The organism is Sphingomonas sp. Leaf20, assembly GCF_001421535.1.
GTDB lineage: Bacteria > Pseudomonadota > Alphaproteobacteria > Sphingomonadales > Sphingomonadaceae > Sphingomonas.
Genome location: NZ_LMKN01000009.1, coordinates 743,900 through 767,479 on the forward strand (window position 1 = coordinate 743,900; position 23,580 = coordinate 767,479).

The 23,580-nt window shown below is 65.0% G+C and carries 20 protein-coding genes; 13 read left to right on the forward strand and 7 right to left on the reverse strand.

What is annotated here, in order from left to right; translation table 11 throughout:
* Positions 1-84 precede the first annotated feature (84 nt).
* Genes ASE72_RS16760 through ASE72_RS16775 form a run of 4 tightly spaced genes read left to right on the forward strand, consistent with a single transcriptional unit; the run spans position 85 to position 3,519 of the window.
* Complete coding sequence (locus ASE72_RS16760; protein WP_056023946.1) at positions 85-1,017, forward strand: hydroxymethylglutaryl-CoA lyase; 933 nt, start codon at positions 85-87, stop codon at positions 1,015-1,017.
* On the forward strand, positions 1,014-1,697 hold the full coding sequence (locus ASE72_RS16765) for an isochorismatase family protein (RefSeq protein WP_200916329.1): 684 nt from the start codon (positions 1,014-1,016) through the stop codon (positions 1,695-1,697). Before ASE72_RS16760 ends, ASE72_RS16765 begins: the two co-directional genes overlap by 4 nt.
* Entirely contained in the window at positions 1,697-2,605 is a 909-nt protein-coding gene (locus tag ASE72_RS16770) for a polysaccharide deacetylase family protein (RefSeq protein WP_056023949.1), read from the forward strand. Before ASE72_RS16765 ends, ASE72_RS16770 begins: the two co-directional genes overlap by 1 nt.
* Positions 2,602-3,519 carry a polysaccharide deacetylase family protein gene (locus ASE72_RS16775; RefSeq protein ID WP_056023952.1) on the forward strand — a complete coding sequence of 306 codons (918 nt, stop codon included), beginning with the start codon at positions 2,602-2,604 and terminating at the stop codon, positions 3,517-3,519. Before ASE72_RS16770 ends, ASE72_RS16775 begins: the two co-directional genes overlap by 4 nt.
* Positions 3,520-3,560: 41 nt before the next feature.
* Here the strand turns inward: ASE72_RS16775 and ASE72_RS16780 are convergent, their stop codons facing one another.
* Positions 3,561-4,268, reverse strand: coding sequence for a hypothetical protein (locus ASE72_RS16780; RefSeq protein WP_056023955.1), 708 nt, complete (start codon positions 4,266-4,268; stop codon positions 3,561-3,563).
* 202 nt (positions 4,269-4,470) lie between these two features.
* Here ASE72_RS16780 and ASE72_RS16785 point away from each other — a divergent pair, with 202 nt between their 5' ends.
* The 4 genes from ASE72_RS16785 (at position 4,471) to ASE72_RS16800 (ending at position 8,130) form a co-directional block, all read left to right on the forward strand.
* Entirely contained in the window at positions 4,471-6,042 is a 1,572-nt protein-coding gene (locus tag ASE72_RS16785) for an FAD-binding oxidoreductase (protein WP_235532408.1), read from the forward strand.
* Positions 6,043-6,132: 90 nt separating this feature from the next.
* Positions 6,133-6,426 (forward strand): DUF1330 domain-containing protein, encoded by a 294-nt coding sequence (locus tag ASE72_RS16790; protein ID WP_056023958.1) that lies wholly within the window; start codon positions 6,133-6,135, stop codon positions 6,424-6,426.
* Between the two features lie 112 nt (positions 6,427-6,538).
* Positions 6,539-7,768: a class I SAM-dependent methyltransferase gene (locus ASE72_RS16795; RefSeq protein ID WP_056023961.1), complete on the forward strand. Its 1,230-nt coding sequence runs from the start codon at positions 6,539-6,541 to the stop codon at positions 7,766-7,768.
* The gene (locus ASE72_RS16800) at positions 7,765-8,130 is read left to right on the forward strand and encodes a hypothetical protein (RefSeq protein WP_056023964.1); all 366 of its coding nucleotides are present in this window, start codon (positions 7,765-7,767) and stop codon (positions 8,128-8,130) included. The genes ASE72_RS16795 and ASE72_RS16800 overlap by 4 nt, the downstream gene beginning before the upstream one ends.
* Before the next feature lie 245 nt (positions 8,131-8,375).
* On the opposite strand, the gene ASE72_RS16805 is transcribed toward ASE72_RS16800, so the two are convergent.
* Positions 8,376-9,593: an FAD-dependent oxidoreductase gene (locus tag ASE72_RS16805; RefSeq protein WP_056023967.1), complete on the reverse strand. Its 1,218-nt coding sequence runs from the start codon at positions 9,591-9,593 to the stop codon at positions 8,376-8,378.
* Positions 9,594-9,835: 242 nt separating this feature from the next.
* Between ASE72_RS16805 and ASE72_RS16810 the strand changes: the two genes are divergently transcribed.
* From ASE72_RS16810 to ASE72_RS16825, 4 genes are read left to right on the forward strand one after another with little or no spacing between them, the layout of a single operon-like run.
* A complete protein-coding gene (locus ASE72_RS16810) occupies positions 9,836-10,594 on the forward strand; it encodes a maleate cis-trans isomerase family protein (protein WP_056023970.1) in 759 nt (252 codons plus the stop codon).
* A gap of 17 nt (positions 10,595-10,611) precedes the next feature.
* The gene (locus ASE72_RS16815) at positions 10,612-11,526 is read left to right on the forward strand and encodes a hypothetical protein (protein ID WP_056023973.1); all 915 of its coding nucleotides are present in this window, start codon (positions 10,612-10,614) and stop codon (positions 11,524-11,526) included.
* The gene (locus ASE72_RS16820; protein WP_056023976.1) at positions 11,523-12,674 is read left to right on the forward strand and encodes an FAD-dependent monooxygenase; all 1,152 of its coding nucleotides are present in this window, start codon (positions 11,523-11,525) and stop codon (positions 12,672-12,674) included. Before ASE72_RS16815 ends, ASE72_RS16820 begins: the two co-directional genes overlap by 4 nt.
* Complete coding sequence (locus tag ASE72_RS16825; protein ID WP_056023979.1) at positions 12,671-14,185, forward strand: aldehyde dehydrogenase family protein; 1,515 nt, start codon at positions 12,671-12,673, stop codon at positions 14,183-14,185. The genes ASE72_RS16820 and ASE72_RS16825 overlap by 4 nt, the downstream gene beginning before the upstream one ends.
* Before the next feature lie 140 nt (positions 14,186-14,325).
* On the opposite strand, the gene ASE72_RS16830 is transcribed toward ASE72_RS16825, so the two are convergent.
* The 5 genes from ASE72_RS16830 to ASE72_RS16850 form a co-directional block, all read right to left on the reverse strand.
* Positions 14,326-15,111 (reverse strand): IclR family transcriptional regulator, encoded by a 786-nt coding sequence (locus tag ASE72_RS16830; RefSeq protein ID WP_056023982.1) that lies wholly within the window; start codon positions 15,109-15,111, stop codon positions 14,326-14,328.
* Between the two features lie 103 nt (positions 15,112-15,214).
* Positions 15,215-16,327, reverse strand: coding sequence for a zinc-binding dehydrogenase (locus ASE72_RS16835; RefSeq protein ID WP_056024408.1), 1,113 nt, complete (start codon positions 16,325-16,327; stop codon positions 15,215-15,217).
* Positions 16,324-17,190, reverse strand: a complete 867-nt coding sequence (locus ASE72_RS16840) for an isocitrate lyase/PEP mutase family protein (RefSeq protein WP_056023984.1) — start codon at positions 17,188-17,190, stop codon at positions 16,324-16,326. The genes ASE72_RS16835 and ASE72_RS16840 overlap by 4 nt, the downstream gene beginning before the upstream one ends.
* A gap of 12 nt (positions 17,191-17,202) precedes the next feature.
* The gene (locus ASE72_RS16845; RefSeq protein WP_056023987.1) at positions 17,203-19,080 is read right to left on the reverse strand and encodes a hydantoinase B/oxoprolinase family protein; all 1,878 of its coding nucleotides are present in this window, start codon (positions 19,078-19,080) and stop codon (positions 17,203-17,205) included.
* A 10-nt stretch (positions 19,081-19,090) separates the two neighbouring features.
* On the reverse strand, positions 19,091-21,139 hold the full coding sequence (locus ASE72_RS16850; protein ID WP_056023990.1) for a hydantoinase/oxoprolinase family protein: 2,049 nt from the start codon (positions 21,137-21,139) through the stop codon (positions 19,091-19,093).
* Positions 21,140-21,329: 190 nt separating this feature from the next.
* On the opposite strand from ASE72_RS16850, the gene ASE72_RS16855 reads away from it, so the two are divergent.
* A complete protein-coding gene (locus ASE72_RS16855) occupies positions 21,330-22,832 on the forward strand; it encodes an aldehyde dehydrogenase family protein (protein WP_056023993.1) in 1,503 nt (500 codons plus the stop codon).
* The last annotated feature ends 748 nt before the right edge of the window (positions 22,833-23,580 follow it).

The window sequence follows — 23,580 nt, forward strand, 5'->3', positions numbered from 1 at the left end:
CTTTCTCCTGATCCGTCGCCACCCTGCCGCGCCCGCGTCATCGCTGGCCACCACGCTGAGACGACTATCCGAGGACCGGAAAAAATGACCGATATCGATATAGTGGTAAGCGAAGTCGGCCCGCGGGACGGCTTGCAGAGTATCACCCGGATCATGCCGACCGCGGCGAAGAAGGCATGGATCACGGCCGAAGCGGCAGCGGGGCTGCTCGAGATCGAGGTTGGCAGCTTCGTGCCGGCGAAACTTCTGCCGCAACTCGCCGACACTGCCGAGATCGTCGCGCACGCCCGCACCATTCCAGGCTTGACGGTCGCGGTCCTCGTGCCGAATGCCAAGGGCGCGGCTGCGGCGATCGCGGCGGGCGCGCACAAGATCACGCTGCCGCTGTCGGTCAGCGAGACGCACAGCCTGGCAAATCTTCGGCGGACGCACGCGCAGGTGCTGGCCGAGGCGGAAACGATTGCGGACATGATCAAGGCCGTGCCCAACGGCGAGCGCCCGCATTTCGAGGGATCGCTGTCGACCGTGTTCGGCTGCACGCTGGAGGGGACCATCCCCGATGCGCAAATCGCGCGGCTGGCGGAGGGACTGATGGTGGCTGGGTGTGACGAGGTCGGGCTGTCGGATACGACCGGCTACGCCAACCCGTCCGCGGTCAAACGACTGATCGCGCTGGTGAAGTCGGCGGCCGGCGATGACGCGCTGACCGGAATCCACCTGCATAATACACGCGGGCTTGGCCTCGCGAACGCCCTGATGGCGCTGGAATGTGGACTGACGACGCTGGATTCGTCGCTCGGCGGACTCGGCGGGTGCCCGTTCGCGCCAGGCGCGTCAGGCAACATCGTCACCGAGGACTTGTGCTTCATGCTCGCCGCGATGGGCCTGCGGACCGGGATCGACCTCGACGCACTGGTCGCTGTGCGGTCAATCCTATCCGATGCTTTGCCGGGTGAGCCGCTGTTCGGCTTCCTTCCCGACGCGGGTCTTCCGCTCGGCTGGAAGGACGCGGCATGACGCTTATCGGCACGAAGATGATCCGCGAGGACAAGACCGCGCGAGAGCTGTTCGAGGCGGTCATGGCCAATCCGACGCGCGCAAAGTTCGGGTTCGGCGAGAAGCTGGCGATCGTGAACATCGATTTCCAGAACGCCTATACCCGGATCGAAGAGTTCAAGACCGCATACGAGACCGATCCGCGCCAGATCGAATACGCCAACACGATCTCGCGCCTCGCCCGTGCAAAGGACATGCCGGTCGTGTGGACGCACGTCGCCTATATGGACGACGCCAGCGATGCAGGCGTGTGGGGCACGCGCACCGATACGCCGGACAGCTTGCAGAACATCAAATGCGGCTCGCGCCGGCATGCGTTCGATGATCGCTGCGAGATCGATCACGTGAAGGATGCGGTCTACACCAAGCGGATGCCGTCGCCGTTCTTCGAGACGCCGCTGCAAAGCCTGCTGGTCTGGCACAAGGTCGACACCGTGGTCATCACCGGCGGTTCCACTTCAGGCTGCGTCCGCGCCGCGGCGGTCGACAGCCTCAGCCGTGGCTACCGGACGATCGTGCCGATCGAGACGTGCGCCGACAAGCACGAGAGCTATCACTTCGCGAACCTGACCGATCTCCAGCTGAAATATGCGGACGTCGAACCGGTGCAAACCGTCATCGACTGGCTGGAGGCAAGGTAATGCAGGAAGGCGCTGCCGATCCCGGCCTGTACGACTTCAGCCCCTATCGCGACCGGAAACCGATCGTCTGGCCGGGCAACAAGAAGGTCGCGGTGTGGGTGTCGCCCAACCTCGAATATTACGAGATCGACCCGCCGGCCAATCCGCATCGGAAAAGCTGGGCGTATCCGCATCCCGACGTGGTCGGCTACAGTCACCGCGACCACGCCAACCGCGTCGGCCATTGGCGAATGGCGGAGGTGATGAGCAAGCACGGCTTTCCCGGCTCCGTCTCGCTCTCGGTCGCCTTGTGCCAGCACCACCCGGAGGTCGTCGCGGACGCCGCGGCGCGCGGCTGGGAGTTCTTCAGCCACGGCATCTACAACACGCGCTACAGCTACGGCATGGACGAGGCGCAGGAGCGCGCGATCATAGAGGATTCGATCCGCACGGTGCGCGAGGCGACCGGCCAGACGATCCGCGGCTGGCTCGCGCCAGCGCTGACGCACACGCCGCGCACGCTCGACCTGATCGCGGAGTACGGCCTCGACTACACCTGCGACCTGTATCACGACGACCAGCCGATGCCGGTGAAGACGGCGAGCGGCAACTTGATCTCGATGCCGTACAGCCTCGAGGTCAACGACCATTACGGCTTCTTCATCTACAACATGTCGCCGCGTGAATACGCGAAAACGCTGATCCGCCAGTATGAACGGCTCGCCGACGAAGCCGAGAAGGAGGGTGGCGCAGGCGGCACGGTGATGTGTATCCCGCTCCACTCCTACCTGATCGGCCAGCCGCATCGGATCAGCGCGTTCGAGATGGTATTGCGCCATATTGCCGCCGATGGTCGCGCGTGGATCACCCGCGCCGGCGACATCGCCGACGCGTACCGGAATCAGATTGGTCGGGAGCAGATCGCATGAGCCTCGACCCGACCTATCTCGACTATGCCAAGCGTCGCCTCGGCTACGACCACGATCTCTATCCGTACGACATGCTGCCCAAGCGCGCGCCTATCGCCTGGCCGGACGGCAAGACGGTCGCCACATGGATCGTCGTCAGCCTGGAGTGGTTCCCGATCACGCCAGAGGACAAACCGTTCCGCGCGCCCGGCCACATGCAGACCGCCTATCCCGATTACCGTCACTACAGCGCGCGCGAATATGGCACCCGCGTCGGCTTCTATCGCCTGCTCGATGCCTTCGCGAAGGCCGGCGTGCGGGTATCGGTTGCGGCGAACAGCGCGATCGCCGAACGCTATCCCTCGATCATCCGCGACATCGTTGCGGCCGGGCACGAAATCATCGCGCATTCGACCGACATGAATGGCACGATCGCCAGCGGTCTGCCGTTGGAAGCGGAACGTGCGCTGATCGCGTCGTCGCTCGACACGTTTGAGCGCGTCGCCGGCTTCCGCCCGCGCGGCTGGCACTCGATCGCCCGGTCCCAGAGCTTCAATACCGTGCCACTGCTGAAGGACCTCGGCGTCGATTATTGCGTCGACTGGGCGAACGACGAGCTGCCCTGGACGTTCGCGAACGGGCTGGTCAACGTGCCGCTCAACCACGAACTGTCCGACCGGCAGATTCTCAACGTCCAGCAGCAGTCGGTCGACAGCTATGCGGAGCAGATCCTCGACGCGTACGACTGGCTCAGCGCGGAGGCTGCGGTACAGGGCAGCGGCCGGCTGCTTCCGTTGCACCTGACGCCGTACATCATAGGATTGCCCTACCGCATGGACGCGTTCGAAGCGCTGCTTGGTGAGCTGGCGGGGCGACCACAAACATGGTTCGCAACCGGCGGCAACGTGTTCGACCGGTATATCGCGCAAGGCTGACAGACATTGCTCTCCCGCGGAAACGAGAGAGCAACGCCGCTTCAGGCGATCCCCAGCCGCGCCCTGAGCGAACCCTCCGGTTCCTCCGCCAGGACAAGCCCGCGCGCGATCAGCGCCGGCAGCATCGTTTCCGCGAATGCCTTGAGCCCCTCCTCCATATCGGGCGGCGTCAGGTGGATGCCGTCGATAACCCCTTCCAGATACAGCGCCTCGATCTGGTCGAGCCCTGCCATCGCGGTGAAGGTACGCAGCAGCACTTTCGGCCCGGCCTTGGGTGCGGGCGAATCGCGGTCGATGACGACGATATCCGGCGATATCCGCGACCAGAGGGGGTCCGCGTCGCTCTGGACCAGCATCGGCCGCTCATGCTCCGCCCAGAGCGCATGCGTGGCGGCCACAAAGTCGACACCGTCGGCCAGGCTCTGCGCGGTGTGCGGCTGCACCAGCGTCGTCGGCTGCCACCCGGCATTGCCCGACGCCAGCCGGTCGAGTTCGACGAGCGACGGCGCGACGGTAACGGGGTTGTCGAACCCGGTATCGACCGTCGGCACAAAGGCGAGGCCGCCGGCGTCCGGCGCCATCGACTTGCCGATCGCGATCGAATCGAACCCCGCCGCGCCGCCATCGCCGAGCAGTAACAGCGCGACGCGGGCGGTACTGGCAAGCGCGACGATCTTCGCCGCCCAGGCGGGATCGTTCAGGCGCGCGTCGGCGATGCCGACCGATACGATCAACGGCGCGCGGGTCATGGGGGTTACTCCGATGTCGGGTCGAACGGGGTCGAGCGATGATGCCTCTGTCATTCGGCCAGAATGGCCAAGCACGACCGACAGTCGTTCGTAGCGTCGGATTTAGCCGCCAGGCGGACAGGTTCGCGGAGGCATCGCGTGATCGGGTATCGGATAGCGCACCTGCCACGCTCGCATCACGCGTCCGCATGATGCACGGACGGTGCGCGATATCGCTGACGACCCGGGGATGATGATGACGTTGATGCACGACCTGATCGCCGCCATCGGCAAGGATGCGGTCAGCGACGATCCCGCTGCTCGCGCCGTCATGAGCAACGATGTCTATCGCGGGGCCGGCGTCCCTGCCCTGATCGTCCGTCCGACCACGGTCGAGGCCTTGCAGGCGGCGGTACGCGTCTGTGCGGCGGCGGGCGTCGCGATGGTACCCCGCGGCGGCGGCGCCTCCTACACCGACGGCTATCTGGTCGATACGGGCGGGCACGTCCTGTTCGACACCGGCGCGCTCGACAGCATCGAAGTCGATGCCGACAATGCGGTCGTCACGGTTGGCGCGGGCACGACCTGGGCGAAGCTCAAGGACGCGCTGACGGTACACGGCCTGCGCACGCCGTTCTGGGGACCCTTTTCCGGACTTGTGGCGACGGTCGGCGGCGGCATCAGCCAGAATACGCTGAGCCACGGCAGCGGCGCATACGGTATCTCCGCACAGTCGGTGCTGTCGCTCGACGTAGTGCTCGCGTCGGGAGAACTGCTCAGGACCGGCACGTCGCAGGCGACACGCTATTACGGCCCCGACCTGACCGGACTGTTCACCGGCGACTGCGGCGCACTGGGGATCAAGGCGACGATCCGCCTGCCGCTTATCGCGATCCGGCCGCATTCGGAGGCGGTCAGCTTCGCATTCGACAGTTTTGCCGCGTGCCATGCGGGCGTCAGCAAGGCGCAGCGCGAAGGACTCGACGACTCGCATTTCGGCCTCGATCTCGCACTTTCGCAGGGGCAGATCGCGCGGCAGGACGGAGTCGGCGCGAAGCTGAAGATCGCTCGCGAACTGTTCGCCAAGGCCCCCAACGCGTTCGTCGGCGTGAAGCAACTGATCCGCATGGCGCTCGCCGGCGACACGGCGATGCAGGCCGGCGCCTATATGTGCCACTTCATCATCGAGGGCGTCGATGCCACCGACGCCGTCGCGCGCGCGACCAAGCTTCGCGCCGCGATCGCGCCATATGGTCGCGAGATCGCCAACACCGTGCCGAGCTTTGTCCGCTCGCTGCCGTTCGCGCCGCTGACCAACATCCTCGGCCCCAGCGGCGAACGCTGGGTTCCGATCCACGGCGTGCTGCAGCAGGACAAGGTCGTGCCGTTCCACGACGCGCTCAGGACGTTGTACGAGACGCGCAAGACGGAGATGGATCGGCTCGGCATATGGTCGGGCACGATGTTCAGCCCCGCAGGGTCGAGCGGCTTCCTCTATGAGGTTGCGCTCTACTGGCCCGACGACCGCACCGACTATCATCGCCATACGTTGACGTCGGATCATGTCGCGAGCCTGAAGCCCTATGCCGAGAACGCCGAGGCACGCGCGTACACGCACGAACTGAAAGCGGCCGTCATCGCGCTGTACCAGCAGTTCGGTGCCGCGCATTTCCAGATCGGGCGCGCGTATCCCTATCGCGATCGGCTCGACCCGCAAGCTCTCGCGCTCCTGCTCGGGATCAAGGCGGCGCTCGACCCCAAGGGACTGATGAACCCCGGCGCGCTCGGTCTTTGACCGGCAGGCGGACAGCGACACGCATGGCCTTCGCGCATCTGCGGTCGGAGCTAGGCTGACCGCTTCCCCGCCCGCTTCAAGGATATCGCCATGGCCGCTTACATCGTCGCGACCGTCAACATTACCGATCCGGTCCGCTTCGCCGCGTACGGCAAGGCTATTGCCGGTCTCAGCGAACGCCATGGCGGCGAATATATCGTCCGCGGTGCCATAAGCGAAGTACTCGAAGGCGACGTCTCGCCCAGCGAGCGTGTGGTCGTCAGCCGTTACCCGTCGGCCGAAGCCGCACGCGGCTACGCCAGATCGGCGGAATATGTCGCTGCCGCGGCGCTCCGCGTCGGTGCAGGCACGGTCGAAATGCGTTTGCTCGTCGATCCCGACTGACGAAGCGCGGATCCGAGCCGATATCCGTCAGGCGGATACTCCGCCACAACGCCTATCTTGCGGCCCGTGAATTCCGCAAAATTGGCGCCAGCCAGCATTGGAGTTCTAGTATATGCTCAACACCTTCCAGCAGGCGCTGCATCCCATGCTGCCGACCGTCACACATGACGAGGCGGCGCGGCAGGAGTTCACCAAGAGCTTCAAGGGATTCATCCAGGCCAAGTTGCTGCCCGGTCTCGGACCCGTCTATGGCGGCCGCGTCTCGAAAGCCTTCGAGCGCGAGCATGGCCGCGCGCCGGTCGATCGCCGCGACATCCGCACCGCGATGGTCGACGACCTGTATTTCCAGCACTACGCCTCGGCGAACCGCACCGCGCAGGAATTGCTGTGGGAAGCCACCAACATCAGCGTCGAGCGCGAGCTGCCCGAACTGATCGAGAAGGCCAAGGCGCTGTCGGCCGGATCGAGCGCAGTGCTCGACATCCCCGAGACGTTCGAGACGCCGCGCTACATCACCGCACTGGATATCCATTGCATGCCGGGCGGCTATGCGACCGAGGTCGCGCCTGACGACGTGTCGGTCGGCGTGCTCTACGATCGCGGCGTGTATCTCTACGCGATGGGCTATACCGGGCCGATGAACGACGACATGGGGCGGTCGGTCTGCAATTACGTCAAGCGCAACCTCAAGGGGTTTTCGCCGAAGCGGATCCTCGACATGGGCTGCACCGTCGGCCATTCGACGCTGCCCTATGCGGAATTATTTCCCGATGCCGAGATCTGGGGGATCGACGTCGCCGCGCCACAAATCCGCTACGCGCACGCGCGCGCCGCGGGGGTTGGGCTGAACGTCAATTTCGCGCAGATGAATGCCGAGGAGACGCGTTTCCCCGACGGCCATTTCGACCTGATCGTCAGTCACATCCTGCTGCACGAGACCAGCGGCAAAGCGATGCCGCGGATCTTCGACGAATGCGCGCGCCTGTTGTCGCCGGGCGGCTACATGATCCACGCCGATCTGCCGCCGTTCGACCTGATGGACCCGTTCACGCAGTTCATCCTCGACAACGAGACCTGGTATAATAACGAGCCGTTCTGGGGCGCAATGCGCGACACCGACCAGGTCGCCCTTGCCGAGAAGGCCGGCTTCGACCGGAGCGAGGTGCGCTTTGATACCGCGCCGATGGCGGTGATGGAGTTTGCCGCGCAATCCGGCGGCTATAGCGAGGAAGCCGCGACCGCGGTCGCCGAACGTGATTTCACCGCAGGCGAGTTCGCACCGGGCGGCGGCTGGGAAGTCCTGATCGCCCGCAAACCCCTGGTACAGGCAATAGCAGCATGACGACCGAGACCCAAGACCGCCCGCACGTCGTCAAGGACGCCAAGGGCAAGCGGCCAGTGTTCTACGAAGCGCCGGGCATGGATCAGGCGATGTCGATGATCATGGTGCTGGCGAACGAAATCTCCGTGATTCACGATCGTGTGGACTCGGTCGAGCGGATCGCCGCCAAGCATGGCATCGACCTGGCGGCGGAGATCGAGACGCTCGAGCTGGACCAGACCGCGTTGGAAGCGCGCGAGGCCTGGCGGCAGGATTTCCTGGAGCGGTTGTTCTACCTGATGCGCAAGGACGCGCATGAGGCCGGGCAGGCTGCGACGCATGAAGGGTATCGCTCGACGATCGCGGAGATCGCCGAGGGTTGATCCGCGGTTGACGACGACGTCAGGCCAAGCTCCGTCCTCGCCCTTCCCTCTCCCCACTGGGCAAGGGAGAGACGCCAAAGGCCGCGATAGGTGAGGCGCTCTTCTGATCCTCCCCCGCCAGGGGGAGATGGCAGGCGCAGCCTGACGGGAGGGGAGGCATGCGCAGCCTTGGTTCCGTCCCCTCCCCCTTCGACGTCTTCCGCCCCCCCCCTGGCGGGGGAGGATCAGAAGGGCGGCTGCAAGCCTCAAACGATCGCAGCCTCGTCCTTCAGACTCTGATACATCGACTGCCGCAGCAGATACGCCCGACGCTGTTCGGGATCGCCCGCCAGCACAGCCAGCCGCACTTCCTGCTCGCTGCGGCCACCATCCTGCGATTCCATCATCTTCTTGTTCGCGATCGTCTGCGACTGGACGAAGGTGTTGGCGATCGTCCGGCGCTGGCGGTCGTAGTGCGCCAGCGAAGCCTCCGCCTCGGCATCGTCAAGGATGATGTCGCGCAACCGGGTCGTCAGGTTCCACACGTCGTGGATGCCCGAATTCATCCCGAACCCGCCGAGCGGATTGTTGAGATGCGCTGCGTCGCCGGCCAGCAATACCCGGCCGTGGTGGAACGCACCCGCAACGCGCTGATGCACACGGTACAGCGTACGATGCGACGTCTCGACCTTGGCGCCGTCACCGACAAGACCGTCAAACACCGCGTTCTTCTTCGCGTCGGACAGCAGGTCGGCATCCTGCGCGGCGATGTCGGTCGGCACGAGGACGCGCCAGAAGTCCGGCACGCGAAGTAGCACGCACCATTCGTCGCGATCCGACACGTAGTTGACGCCTGCCAGTCCGTCGAAATGCTGCTCGATCGGATAGCGCGTGGACAGCGTGAGGAAGCGTTCGGGATAGGTGAAGCCGTCGAAGCTCGTCCCCGTCCATTTGCGGACAGTCGAATTGGCGCCGTCCGCGGCAATCAGATAGTCCGCGCGGATCGTCTCGATCGCCATTGGCGTCTCGATCGACACCGTCACGCCGTTGACGTCCTGATCATAGGCCAGCACGCGACGCTGGAACCGCGTTTCCCCGTTTGGCAGCGCGTCGAGCTTGCCGGTCAGCAACCGCGCGAGCTTGAACTGTTCGCATTGCAGGCGATACGGGTGCGCCGACACGTCCGCCAGCTCGCCGAGATCGAGTTCGATCACGTCGCCGCTCCGGCGATTGCGATAATGATAGGTCGGCGCGCGCAGTCCAACCTGCTCCAGTTCGCCCAGCACACCGAGTTCAGCGAGCATGTCGAGCGTCGGCGGATGCAGCGTCGACGCGCGCATATCCTCCGGGCAGTCGGGCAGCGCTTCCAACAGGATCGTGTCGATCCCCATCGTGGCGAGGCGATACGCCGCTACCGCGCCCACCGGGCCACCTCCTGCGACGACAACCTGCGTTCGCCGGATCTTCGTGTTCGTTCCGGTCATGTCCGCCACACAGCTTCCCCCGTACAATCGCCTACTCGTCGCAATGGGGTAGCGGTCGTGCGAAAACCGGCCTGCGCATGGATCAACACTGTTCGACAGACGACCAATCAGGCGCGGCAGCGCCGCATGGAAATTGCGCCAGCCCGCCTTCGACTGACCGCCAAGCGGAGACATGTATCCGAAACCGTTACGGTCCATGCCGCCGGATGGTTTTGTAAGCGCCGCTTACAGGAGGCGCACGGATGGTAGATTCTCTGGGGTCACGGATGAAGTTCGCGGTCGTCGCGCCGTCCACCAATACCAGCGTGGAGCCCGAATACGCCCGCATGCAGCCGCGTGGGGTGACCAACCATTTCTCGCGCATTGCCATTCCGGACACCAAGGTGACCGACGACGACAGCTTCATGGTGATGCTCAACACGATCCGCGATTCCACCTTCGACGCGGTCGACGTGTCGATGTCGATGGAGCCGGGCTGCGTCATCATGGGCATGTCGGCGGAAACGTTCTGGGACGGTGCCGAGGGTGCCGACCGCCTCCACAAGACGATGGTCGCGCGGACCGGTGGCGTCCCCGTCATCATGGGATCGACTGCGGTCGACGCGGCGATCAAGGCCTACGAAACCGATCGCAAACCGATCCGGAAGATCGGCATCATCACGCCGTACATGCCGGTCGGCGACCGCAACGTACAGAAGTTCTTCGAGGACCAGGGTTACGAGGTGGTCAATCTCGTCGGTCTGAAATCGCCCTCGCCGATGATGATCGCACATGAGTCCAAGCAGATACTGAAACAGGCCGCGATCGACGTGTCCGACGGCGTCGACGCGATCATCCAGGCGGGCACCAATCTCGCCTTTGCCGACGTTGCGGCGATCGCCGAATTCTGGCTGGAGAAACCGGTGATCGCGATCAATACCGCGACCTATTGGCACGCGCTCAGAACGATGGGCATTTCCGACCAGATCGACGGCTTCGGCCATCTGCTCAGTCACTGCTGACCCTCAGGAGCACTCGCATGGACTATGACTACATCCCCCTTCCCGCCCGTCAGCCGCTCGTGTGGCCGAACGGTGCGCGCGTCGCGCTGATCCTTACGTTCAACCTCGAGACCTGGGATCTGACCAAGGATACCGACAAGCCCTATTATGCCGGCGGCCCGTCGATCCTCCCTGATATCCTGCCCGGCAACGTCCCCGATTTTCCGAACTACAGCTGGCGCGAATATGGTCAGCGGGTCGGCATCTGGCGACTGTTCGAGCTGTTCGACAAACTGGGCGTCAAGGCGAGCTGCACGACCAACGGCGTGACGTTCGAGCGACGCGGCGCGATGACCGATGCGGTGCTGGCGCGCGGCTGGGAATTGCTGACGCACAATTGGGAGCAGGGCGAACTGCTGACCAACTTTGCCGGCGACCCCGGGAAGGAGCGCGAGATCGTGCTGCGGACGCTCGACCAGTTCGAGAAGTTCACCGGGCGCAAGTCGAAGGGGTGGCTGTCGTCGAGCTTGCGCGGGACGATGCAGACCGCCGACATTCTCGCGGAATATGGCTGCAGCTTCTACTGCGACATCATGAACGACGATCAGCCGTACCTGCTGAAGACGCCGAACGGGCCGATCGTGTCGGTGCCCTATTCGAACGAGATCAACGACTTCACGTTCATCACGCGCAAGAACTTCACCACCGACCAGTTTGCGCAGGCGCTGATCGAGGAGTTGGACGTGCTGTACGAGGAAGGCGCGACCACCGGGCGGATCATGAATGTCGGCCTGCACCCGCACGTCTCGGGCCGCGCGCACCGGATCCGCGCGCTGCGTGAGTTCATCGAACATGCGAAATCGCTGCCGGGCGTGTGGTGGGCGACGCGCGAAGAGATCGCCGACTGGTATCTCCAGAACCATGAGAGCCATATTCCTGGCCAGTTAGGGTGAGCCGCAGCGAACGGATCACGATCGTCGGCGGCGGCATCGGCGGGATGACAGCCGCTGCCGCGATCGCGCAGGCAGGCTTTACGGTGACGTTGCTGGAGGCAGCGCAGCAGTTCGGGGATATCGGCGCGGGGGTCACGTTGTCGCCTAACGCGATGAAGGCGCTCGACCATATCGGCGTCATGGAACAGGTCGCAGACGCCGGGGTCGAGCCCACCCGCCAGCGTATCCAGCACTGGCAGGACGACCGCGTTCTGGTGCCGATGGAACGCGCGAGCGCGCGCGCGAAATACGGCGCGCCCTATGTGACGATCCACCGCGCCGACCTGCACGCCGAACTGGTCCGCGCAGCGACCGATGCCGGCGTCGATCTGCGGACCAGCGCCCCGGCCGCTTCGACCGAGGGCACGACCGTGATCCTCGCCGACGGAGTTCGCGTCGAAGGCGACGTGATCATCGGCGCAGACGGCGTGAAGTCGGTCGTCCGCCAGCGGTTCGAGACCACACCTGCAAAATTCACCGGCCACGTCGCCTGGCGCGCGCTGGTGCCTGTCGACGACGCGATCCGCTCGGTCACCCAATGGCCGGGCATCCATATCGGTCCCGGCAAGATGATCACGCGCTACCCCGTGCGGGGTGGCGGGCTGCTCAACATGGTGTTCTTCGCGCGCCAGGATGGCTGGACCGAAGACGGCTGGACGCTACCCGCCGATCCTGCCGACTTGGTCGCAACCTACGCGGGCTGGTCCGACGAGGTGCAGGCGATGATCGCCGCGGCTTCGACGGTGCTGCTGTTCAAATGGGCGATCAACGCACGAGCTGCGCTGCCCGACTGGACGGTCGACGGCAACGTCGCGCTGCTCGGCGACGCGGCGCACGCGATGACGCCGTTCCTCGGTCACGGCGCTGCCTGCGCGCTGGAAGATGCGGTGGTCCTATCGCGTGCGCTTGCCCTGTCGGAGACGACGGAAGAGGGCCTGCGCCGCTACGTCGCGGCGCGCCACGACCGCGCGAGCTTTATCCAGGCGGAATCCAACGCCAATGCCGATCGCATGCAGGCGGACGACGCCGCGCTGTTCGGGCTCGGTGCGATGAAGGACGAGGAAAGCCTCGGCCTGTTCGACTACGACTGCCGGAGCGTACTCGTATGATCGCCAATGTCACACCCTTCGACGGCCACGCCATCGCGCCCGAGACGCAGGCGTTTCTCGGCCAGTCGCACAAACTGCTGATCGATGGTGCGTGGGTCGACGGCGAAACCGGCGAGACGATGGAGACGCGCGATCCGGCGACCGGGCTGATCCTCGCGCGGTTCGCGATCGGCGGCGCCGGCGATATCGACTACGCCGTCGCGGCGGCGCGGCGGGCGTTCGAGGGACCGTGGTCGCGGCTGACCGTCGCCGAGCGCACCGCGCTGCTGATGCGGCTCGCGCGCGCCATGAACGACGACGCGCAGATGCTGGCCGAGCTCGACGTCATCGACAACGGCATGCCGATGTTCATCGCCGGGCTCACGGTCGCCAACTGCGTCGAGATGGTCGACTATTACGCCGGCGGGATCATGCGGATCGAGGGCACGACGACCGCCCCGCCCCGCCATGTGTCCGCCGAAGCGGAGGCGCTGACCTACACGTTGCGTGAGCCGGTCGGCGTTGTCGGCCAGATCGTGCCGTGGAACGTACCGCTGTCGACCGCGATCCTGAAACTCGCGCCGGCGCTGGCGGCGGGCTGTACCGTGGTCATCAAGCCGTCCGAGGAGACGCCGCTGTCGATGCTGCGGCTCGGGCAGCTGATCCTAGACGCGGGCTTTCCGAACGGTGTGGTCAACATCGTCAACGGCTTCGGGTCTAGCGTCGGCGCAGCGCTCGCGGAACATCCCGATGTCGACAAGATCTCGTTCACCGGATCGACCGCGACCGGCAAGCGGATCGTTCAGGCGGCGATCGGCAACCTCAAAAAGGTCTCGCTCGAACTCGGCGGCAAGTCGCCGGTGGTGGTCCTGGCCGACGCCGACCTTGCGCTGGCAATCCCCGGCGTGGCGATGGCGACGTTCTTCCTGCAGGGCCAGAACTGCATGGCCGGCACGCGGATCTTCGTCCACGAAAGCATCCACGATCAGCTGATCGAGGGGCTCGCGACATTTGCCGGCGGCATGACGCTTGGCCACGGGCTCGATCCCTCGAACATGCTCGGGCCGATGATCTCGGACGCGCATACCGCCAAGGTGATGGGCTATATCGATGGCGCGATCGCCGAGGGTGCGAGGCTGGTCGCTGGCGGCAAGCGCCTCGGCCGTCCCGGCAATTTCATACAGCCGACGATCTTCACCGATACCCGGCCAGAGATGGCCGTCGTGCGCGAGGAGATCTTCGGGCCGGTGATGGCGGTGTCGAAGTTCGCGATGGACGATCTCGATGCGATCGCGCGACTGGCGAACGACACGCCGTTCGGGTTGTCGGGGAGCGTCTGGACGCAGAGCCTCTCGTCGGCGCATCGCCTGGTGTCGCGGATCCGGGCAGGGCAGGTTTCGATCAACTGCCACGGCGCCGTTGGCACGAATATCCCGTTTGGCGGGTACGGCCAGTCCGGATGGGGCCGCGAGTTTGGTCGCGAGGGGCTCGATGCGTATCTCGAGACGAAAGCGGTGACGGCGCGGTTGTGAGGCCACCACCCCCAATTACCACTCCGGCGAAGGCCGGGACCCGATTGGGGGACGGTTATAATGAAGGATGGCGCGGCATCATTTGCCACCATTTCACGAGGGCCCCGGCCTTCGCTAGGGTGGTGGTGGCGGATGCGGGTCTACGCCCCCACCCCCTCGCTGAGATCGTGGCTGATCAAAATCGCCGCCGACTTCAGTTCCTCCAGATAGCTTTCCAACGCGACCTCCAGCTTCATCGCGGTTACGAAGAACACCATCGTCATCGCCGCCTCGAACACGCCGTTCCTGAAGATCGGCACCGCGATCGACGAGGTCTTGCCCGGCGTCAGGTTGAAGTGATTGCGCCCCTGAACCGCGTAACCCTGCCGCCGGATGCGCTCGACATCCAGGCTCGCCTGCGCGGTGGCGAGATATTGCAGGTCGATCTCCTGCGACACGCGCATCCATTTCAGGATCATCAGTCGCTCCTCCTCCGGCGCGAACGCCATCGAAAGCTTGCCCGAGGCACTATCCAAAATAGGCAGCGTGAAGCCCGGATAATATTGCTCGAACGTCAGCGACGTGTTCGCGTGCGTCGAATCGCGCAGCATCATGTTGCGGCCGACGCGTGTCGCGATCGAGACCGGCCAGCCGAACCGTCGGGTCAACTCGACGATATGCGGCCGCGCAGCCTTCACCAACCGGTCGTCCTGCTGGAAACCATGCGCCAGCGTCTGCACCATCGCGGTCGGGCGATACCGCTTACGCGCCGGCTCCTGCTCGATAAGTCCTTCATACAACAGCGTTTGTACGATCCGGCACGCGGTCGGATACGGGACTTCGGACGCTTTCGAGATTTCCATCATCGACAGCGAGCCGTGGCGGTTGATCGCTTTCAGCGCGGCGATCGACCGGCTGATCGATCGGATGGGCACACCCTTTTCCATGCTCGCGAGTCTCCGAAGCCGTGTTGTGACGCCAACATGACAGGGAATGCGCGGTTGACCGCCACGTGACAATATTTATCCGCCTGGCGGACAGGCGATCACCTCAGGGTTTGACCACCTGCCGGATCGCTTCGCCACTCGCCAGCCGATCGAGCAGGCCGTTAATGTCGGACAATGGGCTGATCGATGTAAGCAATCGTTCGACCGGGAGGCGCCCTGCCCGCCACAGCGCAACGTAACGCGGAATGTCGCGGGCCGGTATCGACGAGCCCATATAGCTGCCCATCAGCGTCTTGCCGTCTGCGACCAGCGACACTGCGGGAATCGACAGCATCTCGGACGGATTAGGCAAGCCGACCGTGACGACGCGCCCGCCGCGGCGCGCGGCGGCATAGGCCTGCGCCAGAACGACTGCCTTGCCGACCGTCTCGATCACAACGTCCGTCTTGGATAGCGACGCCGCTTCGTCGGGCGACACGGCTTGCGCCGCACCGAGTTCGAGTGCCAACGCGCGTTTTTCGGGCGACGGGTCGACCGCGGTGACGGGTTGCGCGCCTGCTGCGAGTGCTCCGAGCAGCGCGGCTAGACCGACCCCGCCGAGCCCGTAAACCAGCACGCTCTCACCGGCGCGCACCTTCGCCGTGTTCATGACCGCACCAACGCCCGTCAGTACCGCGCAGCCGAACAGCGCCGCAGTTTCCGCGGGAATGTCGCGATCGACTTTCACGGCTGAGCGGCGATCAACAACGGCATGGGTCGCGAATGCGGACACGCCGAGATGATGGTGCACCGCCTCGCCGCAATCGGAGAGCCGATGGCCGCCGCGCATGAGTTCGCCCGCACCGTTCGCCGCGGCAGCGTTCGGGCAGAGATAGCCTTCGCCCGACGCACAGGCGACGCATTCGCCGCACGAGGGCAAAAACACCAGCACGACCTGATCGCCGACCGCGAAATGTGCGTCCGCTGGATCGCCAAGCGCGACAACCGTCGCTGCGGCTTCATGCCCCAAGGCCATCGGCATTGGCCGGGGCCGGTCGCCATTCACCACTGACAGGTCGGAATGGCAGATCCCGGCGGCATCGATCCGCACCAGCAATTCGCCGCGCTTCGGATCGTCGAGCGTCAGCGTCTTCAGCATCAGCGGTGGCGTGTCGGCATAGGGGCGCAGATTGTCCCCGCTCCGGCCGAGCACGGCCGCCGTGATCTGAAGAGTCATGCGTCCGCCTTGGCCCATTTCTTCTCAAACGCCCAGACGTCGTCGAAGCCGATCAGCGAGCAGAAGGTCTTGAAATCGAAGATGCCGTCGGGCTCGCCTACGCCGTTGTGCTTCAGGTCGTTCAGCGCCTTCTCCATCGCGGTCGCCGCAACCAGGCTGGTCAGCGACGGATAGATCGCAAACGCATAGCCGAGTTCCGCCAGCACCGATGCGTTCGGCACCGGGGTAAGCCCCCCGTTCGCCATATTGGCCATGACCGGGATGTCGAACGTGGCGCAGGCGGTCCGCATTTCCTCCTCGCTCTGCAGCGCTTCGGGGAACAGGATGTCGGCACCGGCCTTGGCATACGCCTCCAGGCGACGCAGCGATCCGTCGAGGCCTTCGGACTGCCGCGCATCGGTCCGCGCGACGATCAGGACGTTAGCCTTGTCGGTTCGAGCGTCGCAGGCGACCTTGATCTTCTCGACCATGTCTTCGAGCGAGATCAACCGCTTGAAGGGTGTATGACCGCACTTCTTGGGGAACTCCTGGTCCTCCAGCTGAACGGCGGTAACGCCGGCCGCTTCATAGCCCTTCACGGTGTGGTGGACGTTCAGCAGGCCGCCATAGCCCGTATCCGCGTCCGCGATCAGCGCCGCCTTGCTGGTACGCGCGATGGTCGCCATCCGGTCGACCATCTGCGTGTAGCTGGCGATGCCCGCGTCGGGCAGGCCGTAGGCGGACGCGGTCAGCCAGTAGCCCGTGCCATAGATGATATCGAAACCGACCCGGTCGGCGATGACGGCCGAGATCATGTCGTGGACGCCCGGCACGACGAAGAATCTGTTCTCGGCGAGCTTGGTGCGGAGGATGGAATTGGCCATGTTATGCAATCCTTATTCGGCAGCGATGGCGGTGGCATGCCAGCGCGGTTGCTTTGGCGCGGGAAGCCCGGTTTCAGCGAGACAGTTGGCGCGCAACGTCTCGATATCGGGGCCGTAGTCGAAGGTCGGCAGTTCCGCCGGACGGCCTGTACGCATCGTCGCGCGCAAGGCCTTGGTCGCCGCAGCATCGACCAGCCCGTCGATCAGCACCACACCGTAGCGTTTCGCGCCCTCAGACGTGACCAGTCCCTGCCGCAGTTCCTTCGCCAGCAACGCGGGATCGCGTTCGAGCGGATCGCCCCAACCACCGCCGCCCCAGGTGACGAACTTCAGCTGTTCGCCCGCCTCGACCGGATAATCCTCCAGCTTGTTGCCGAGCACGATCTCGGTCCCGTCATTCTTCACCAGAACCTTGCGCGCCCGCGTCCCCGGCTCCCCGCCATTGACGCCCCAGGGCGGCACGAACCAGCGATCGTCGTGGATCGCGATGACGCCCGACTGGAGGAAGCGGTACACCATGTTGATGCCGTTGCCGCCGCGGTGCAGCCCTGCCCCACCGCTGTCCGCGACCGTCTCGTACGTCTCGATCCGCAGCGGGAAATAGCGCTCGAGGAACTCGTTCGGCACGTTGGTGAAGCCGGGCCAGAGCGAATGGCCATCGGGCCCGTCGCCCATCGGTCGGGCCGGGATCCCGCCGAAGCCGATCTGGAACAGCTGGAACCACTTCCCGCTCTCATCGAGCCCCGAATAGAACAGATGCGGCGACGACGAGAAGCCGGCGGCGTTGAGGAACGCGGGCGTTTTCTGCCCGAGCAGCCCGCCGAGGATGTCGAACAACCGACCGAGCGCATGCGTCCGCCCCGACAGCGCGGCGGGGAAGCGCGGCTTGAGCAGCGACCCTTCGGGGATCCGCACGTCGATCAAGTCGTAATAGCCGTCGTTGAACAGGATCTGCGGATCGAAGACCATGATCATGTAGATGCCAAAGAACATCTTCATCATGTTTTCGTTGAGAAGGAAGTTGATCGATGCCTGGCTCTGCGGATCGGTTCCGTCGAAATCGAGGATGACGCGGCCGTCCTCGCGCCACATCGTGCACTTGATCTTGTACGGGCCATAGCCGAGCCCGTCGTCGCAGATATAATCCTCGAAGCTGACCTTCTCTTCGCCGATCGCGGTCTCGACGAGCTGCTTCATCGCGCGGTAGTTGCGTTCCAGCAACAGGTCGGTGGCAGACGCGTAGACGTCGTCGCCGAACCGCTCGCACATCTCGATGATCCGGCGCGAGGCGACGCGGCACGCGGCGATCAGCGCGTTCAGATCGGCGCGGCACCAGTCGGGCGTGCGCGTCTGGTGCATCACCAGGTTGAGGAGGTCCTCGTTATAGATACCCTGCTTCCACAACTTCACGGGTGGAATGCGGACGCCCTCCTGGAAGATGCTGGTCGCGTCGATCGGCATCGATCCGGGGACCTTGCCGCCTATGTCGCTCATATGGCCAAACATCGAGGTGTAGGCGACGACCCGGCCGTCCTTGAACACGGGCATCAGCACGAGCCAGTCGTTCAGGTGGCTGATCGCGCCCTGTACCGAATAGGGATCGTTGAGGAAGATCAGGTCGCCGTCCTCGACCGTGCCGTCATATCCGTCGAGGAACGGGCCGATATACGAGCCGAACTGCCCGACGATCATCCGGCCCTTGCTGTCGGCGATCAGCGGGAAGGCGTCGCCCTGTTCGCGAATGCCGGGCGACATTGCGGTCCGAACGAGCGTCGCGTCCATCTCGATGCGGGCGTTGCGGAGCGCGTTTTCGATGACCTCCAGCGTGACGGGATCGATCGGCACCGTGGCGAAGGGTGTATCGTTGGCCTGGATGATGCGTGCGGGCATGATGGTCCTCTCAGGCCAGATTGATCAGGATGTTGCCGACCGGGTCGACGATGCCGATGCAGCCGCCCTCGATCAGCGTCGTGGAGTCCATCTCGACGATGATCGCCGGGCCGGGGATGATGTCGTCGGCGCGGAGCTTCGACCGGTCGTAGATGACTGCAGGCCGCATCGCGCCGTCGGTCCAGAGTTCGTGGTCGCGCAGTTTGGCGGCGATTGGATCGCCGTTGCCCTTCTCCAGGACCGGCGCCTTCAGATCGAGCAGCGGACCGAGAGCCACAGCGCGCAGGTTCACGAGTTCGTGCGCGGTTTCCATGTTGAAGGTGAACAGCCGGCGATGCTCTTCGTCGAAGCGCGCGGTGACGCCGGCAAGCCCGTCGCGCGTGAGCGTCTCGGCATCGATCGACAGCGGCACCTCGAACGCCTGACCTTCGTAGCGGACGTCGATCTCGAACAGGGACGTGATGTCTCCATCCGCAATACCCTCGGCAGCGAGTTCGGCGCGCGTCTGTGCCGCCATCTCGTTGAGGATCGCCTGGACTTCACCCTCGTCGGTTTCGCTGAAGCGGCGGGAGAAGCTGCGCGCGGTTTCGGTGCGCATCTGCGTGGTCGCGTCGCCGAGCGCGCAGAGCACGCCGGGGCTGACTGGCGACACCGCGGGCCAGCTGCCCATCAACCGCGCGACCGCGTTGACGTGGAGCGGGCCTGCACCGCCAAAGCCCATCAGCGCGAAATGGCGCGGGTCGTAGCCCTGCTGGACCGAGATCATCCGGAGCGCGCCGAACATGTTCTCGTTGACGATGTCGATGATCCCGCGCGCCGCCTGCATCAAGCCGATGCCGAGCTTGTCGGCGATCCCCTGCACCGCGATCTTCGCGCCCTTGCGGTCGAGCTTGAACGCGCCGCCAAGGAGCGATTCCGGCAGGTAGCCGAGCACGACGTTGGCATCGGTCACGGTCGGCTCGACGCCGCCCTTGCCATACGCGACCGGCCCCGGCACCGCGCCCGCCGAGCGCGGTCCGACCCGAAGCGCGTTGGTCAGTTCGGGAACGTAGGCGATCGAACCGCCGCCCGCACCGACCGTCTTCACGTCGAGCGCCGAGGCACGAACGGCCAGATGGCCGACCTCGGTGGTCCGAACCCGGCGCGCCTCGAGGTTCTCGATCAGCGCGACGTCGGTCGAGGTGCCACCGACGTCGAGCGTCAGGATATTGCGGATACCGGCGTTCTTGCCGACCCACAGCGCCCCCGTCACGCCGCCCGCAGGCCCCGACATCAGCAGTGACACCGGATGCTCCTCGGCCTTCTCCGACGACATCAGCCCGCCATCGGAACGCAGCAACGACAAGCTCCCCGTCATGCCGCTGTCACGCAGCTTGGTGCGCAGGTTGCGGACGTAGTTGCGCATGATCGGGCGGACCGCAGCGTTGGCGACGGTCGTCAACGTGCGCTCGTATTCCTGCATCTCCGGCAGCACGACATGGCTGAGCGACACGGGTACGTCGGGAAGGATCTCCGCCGCCAGTTCGGCGACGCGCCGTTCGTGCGCGCCGTTCAGATACGCGTTGATCAACGACACCGTCAGCGCCTCGATCCCGTGCGCCTTCAACGCCTCCAGCGCCGCACGGATATCGACATCGTCGATCGGACGAACCTCGTTACCCTGCGCATCCATCCGCCCAAGGATCTCGACGGTATCCTCCAACGCGGCGAGCGGCTCAGGCTTCGGCCACACGATCCAGCCGGCAAGGCCACCGGGCACGAAGCTGCGCGCGATCTGCATGATCTGGCGATACCCCTCGCTGGTGACGAGGCCGACGCGCGCACCCTTGCCTTCGAGCACGGCGTTGGTTGCGACCGTGGTGCCGTGCAGGAAGAACTCGACCTCGGCAGGCGTGGTGCCCGCCTCCGCGCAGATCGCCTCGACCCCGGTCAGGATGCCGACCGAGCTGTCATGCGGCGTCGACGGCGTCTTGTACCGCCAGAACCCGCCGCTTTCCTGGTCCAGCAGCAGCAGGTCGGTGAAGGTCCCACCGACATCGACGCCCAAACGATAAGCCATGATGTCCCCGCGATAATGATGCCGCGGCCTCCGCTGCGGACGCCGCATTTTGCTGGGGCCTTCCTAGAACCGCTCGATGATCCGATTGGCCCGCATCACCGCGACTATCCACTGTGCGACTTTTCCGGCGTGGCGATTGGTCACGCGCGGGCACGTTCGCCACGGTGCCAGCCTTGCAGGAGAAGCCGTCATGATCGTCCGCCCTGAACTTCGCGCCGATACGCGTGCCTTCCTCGAGCGCCGTGCCACGGGGGCAGGACTGTTGATCGACGGCGCGTGGCAGTCCGCGGAAGGCGGCCGCACGTTCGCGACGCTAGACCCGGCCACGGGGGAAGAGATCGGTCGCATCGCCTCGGCCTCGGCCGGCGACGTCGACCAGGCGGTAACCGCCGCCCGCATCGCTTTCGACGGCTGGCGTACCACCACCCCGGTCAACCGGGCGCGCATATTGTGGGCGATCGCAGACCTGATCGAAGCGCATATTGATGAACTCGCCGAACTGGAGACGCTCGACCAGGGCAAGCCACTGTTCGTCGCGCGCTGGGCCGAGATCCCTGGCGCGATCAACCAGTTCCGCTTTTTCGCAGGCCAGTCGATGGCAATCGAAGGCAACACGGTCGAGACCTCGATAGACTATCAGCCGGCGGGCAAGCAGATGTCGGCCTGGACGGTTCGCGAACCGGTCGGCGTTGTTGCGGCGATCGTTCCGTGGAACTCGCCACTGGTGCTGACCGCAATGAAGCTCGCGCCCGCGCTGGCGGCCGGCTGCACGATCGTCCTGAAGCCTGCAGAGGACACCTCGCTCAGCGCACTCCGGCTCGGCGAGCTGATGACGCAGGCGGGGCTCCCGGCGCGCGTGGTCAACATCGTCACCGGGCCCGGCAGCGAGACCGGCGCGGCGCTCGCCGCGCATCCGGGCATCGACAAGATCGCCTTCACCGGCTCGACACAGACCGGTCGCGCCATCCTCGATGCGGCCAAGACCAATTTCAAGCGCGTCACGCTCGAGCTCGGCGGCAAGTCGCCCGCGATCGTGCTGCCCGACGCCGACCTCGACCTCGCAATCCCCGGCGTCGCCAACGCGATCTTCTTCAACGCTGGGCAGGTCTGCATCGCCGGCTCGCGCCTGTACGTCCACCGCTCTATCCACGATCAGGTCATCGAAGGCGTCGTCGCCTATGCCAAGGGGCTGGCAATGGGCCACGGGCTCGATCCCGCAACGCAGATGGGCCCCCTCGTCTCGGCGCGCCAGGCGGAACGCGTCGCCGGATTCGTCTCGGGCGCGGAGAGCGAAGGCGCAACCGTCCTGACCGGTGGCGACCGCTCGGGCGAAGCCGGCACGTTCGTCACGCCGACCGTCGTAGTCGACGTCCGCCCCGACATGACGATCGTCCGCGAGGAAGTGTTCGGCCCGGTCCTCGTCGCGCAGTCCTATGACGATCTCGACGAAGTGGTCGCGGCGGCCAACGATAGCCAATACGGCTTGGCGTCGAGCATCTGGACACAATCGCTCTCCATCGCACACCGACTCACCGGCCAGATCCGCGCGGGCTCGGTGTGGATCAACTGCCACGCGATGTACGACGCGTCTCTCCCGATTGGGGGGATGAAGGCGTCCGGTTGGGGCCGCGATAGTGGGAAGCAGGCGATGGACAGTTATCTGGAGTGGAAGACGGTTTGCGCGGTGATTTAATCCCGCCTCACCAGGGCACGAACCGCGCCACCATCTCCGCCCAGAACTCGGGCTGCCGGTCGACAATATCGACACCGCGGCCCGGCAGTTCGGCCAACGCGAATTCTGGCCGTGCTGCGTGCGCCCGGCCTTAGCCAAAGTGGTATCTCCACCACAGGTTTCGCCAGCGTCAATCCGAGTGGCATGAGACGGCGGGACCATCACGTTTACTCTGGGGTCAATGCCGTCACGATACCGAACACCCGGGGTGCATCCCCAGCCCGACGGTAGATTTCTCCGATCTCAACGGGATGTGTATAGTGGGGAAAACATAGGACCTGGGTCTTCCTCGTAAATTCGGCCATCGCTCGACGACGGAACGATCCGGACCGAGGCTGCGGCAGCGATGTCGACTCTTATCGAAACCGTGACGATCTGCCCCGCGGAGCCTGGCGGCCCGGAAGCGGAGGTGGTCGCGAACGTGTCGGACTTGCTGGCGTGCGTCACAAACGACAACGCCGCCCGTGAGGGCGGCGTTAGGTGGAGTTGTGGAAGTTGGTTGCGGGGACGTGCAGCCATCTTGATTTGCTTATCGAATGTCGATGCTGATCTGCCCAATTACATAGTGATGAAACGAATTGCGTTGTCTACTTCACCCCTCTGGTTCCCTTGTGTCAGAGGTCCGCGATCTCGGCCGTTCGTGAGCCACGCTATTCTCGAGAACCGTCATAGCCTCTTGCTTTTGAAGGCATATTTGGTCGAGAGCGGC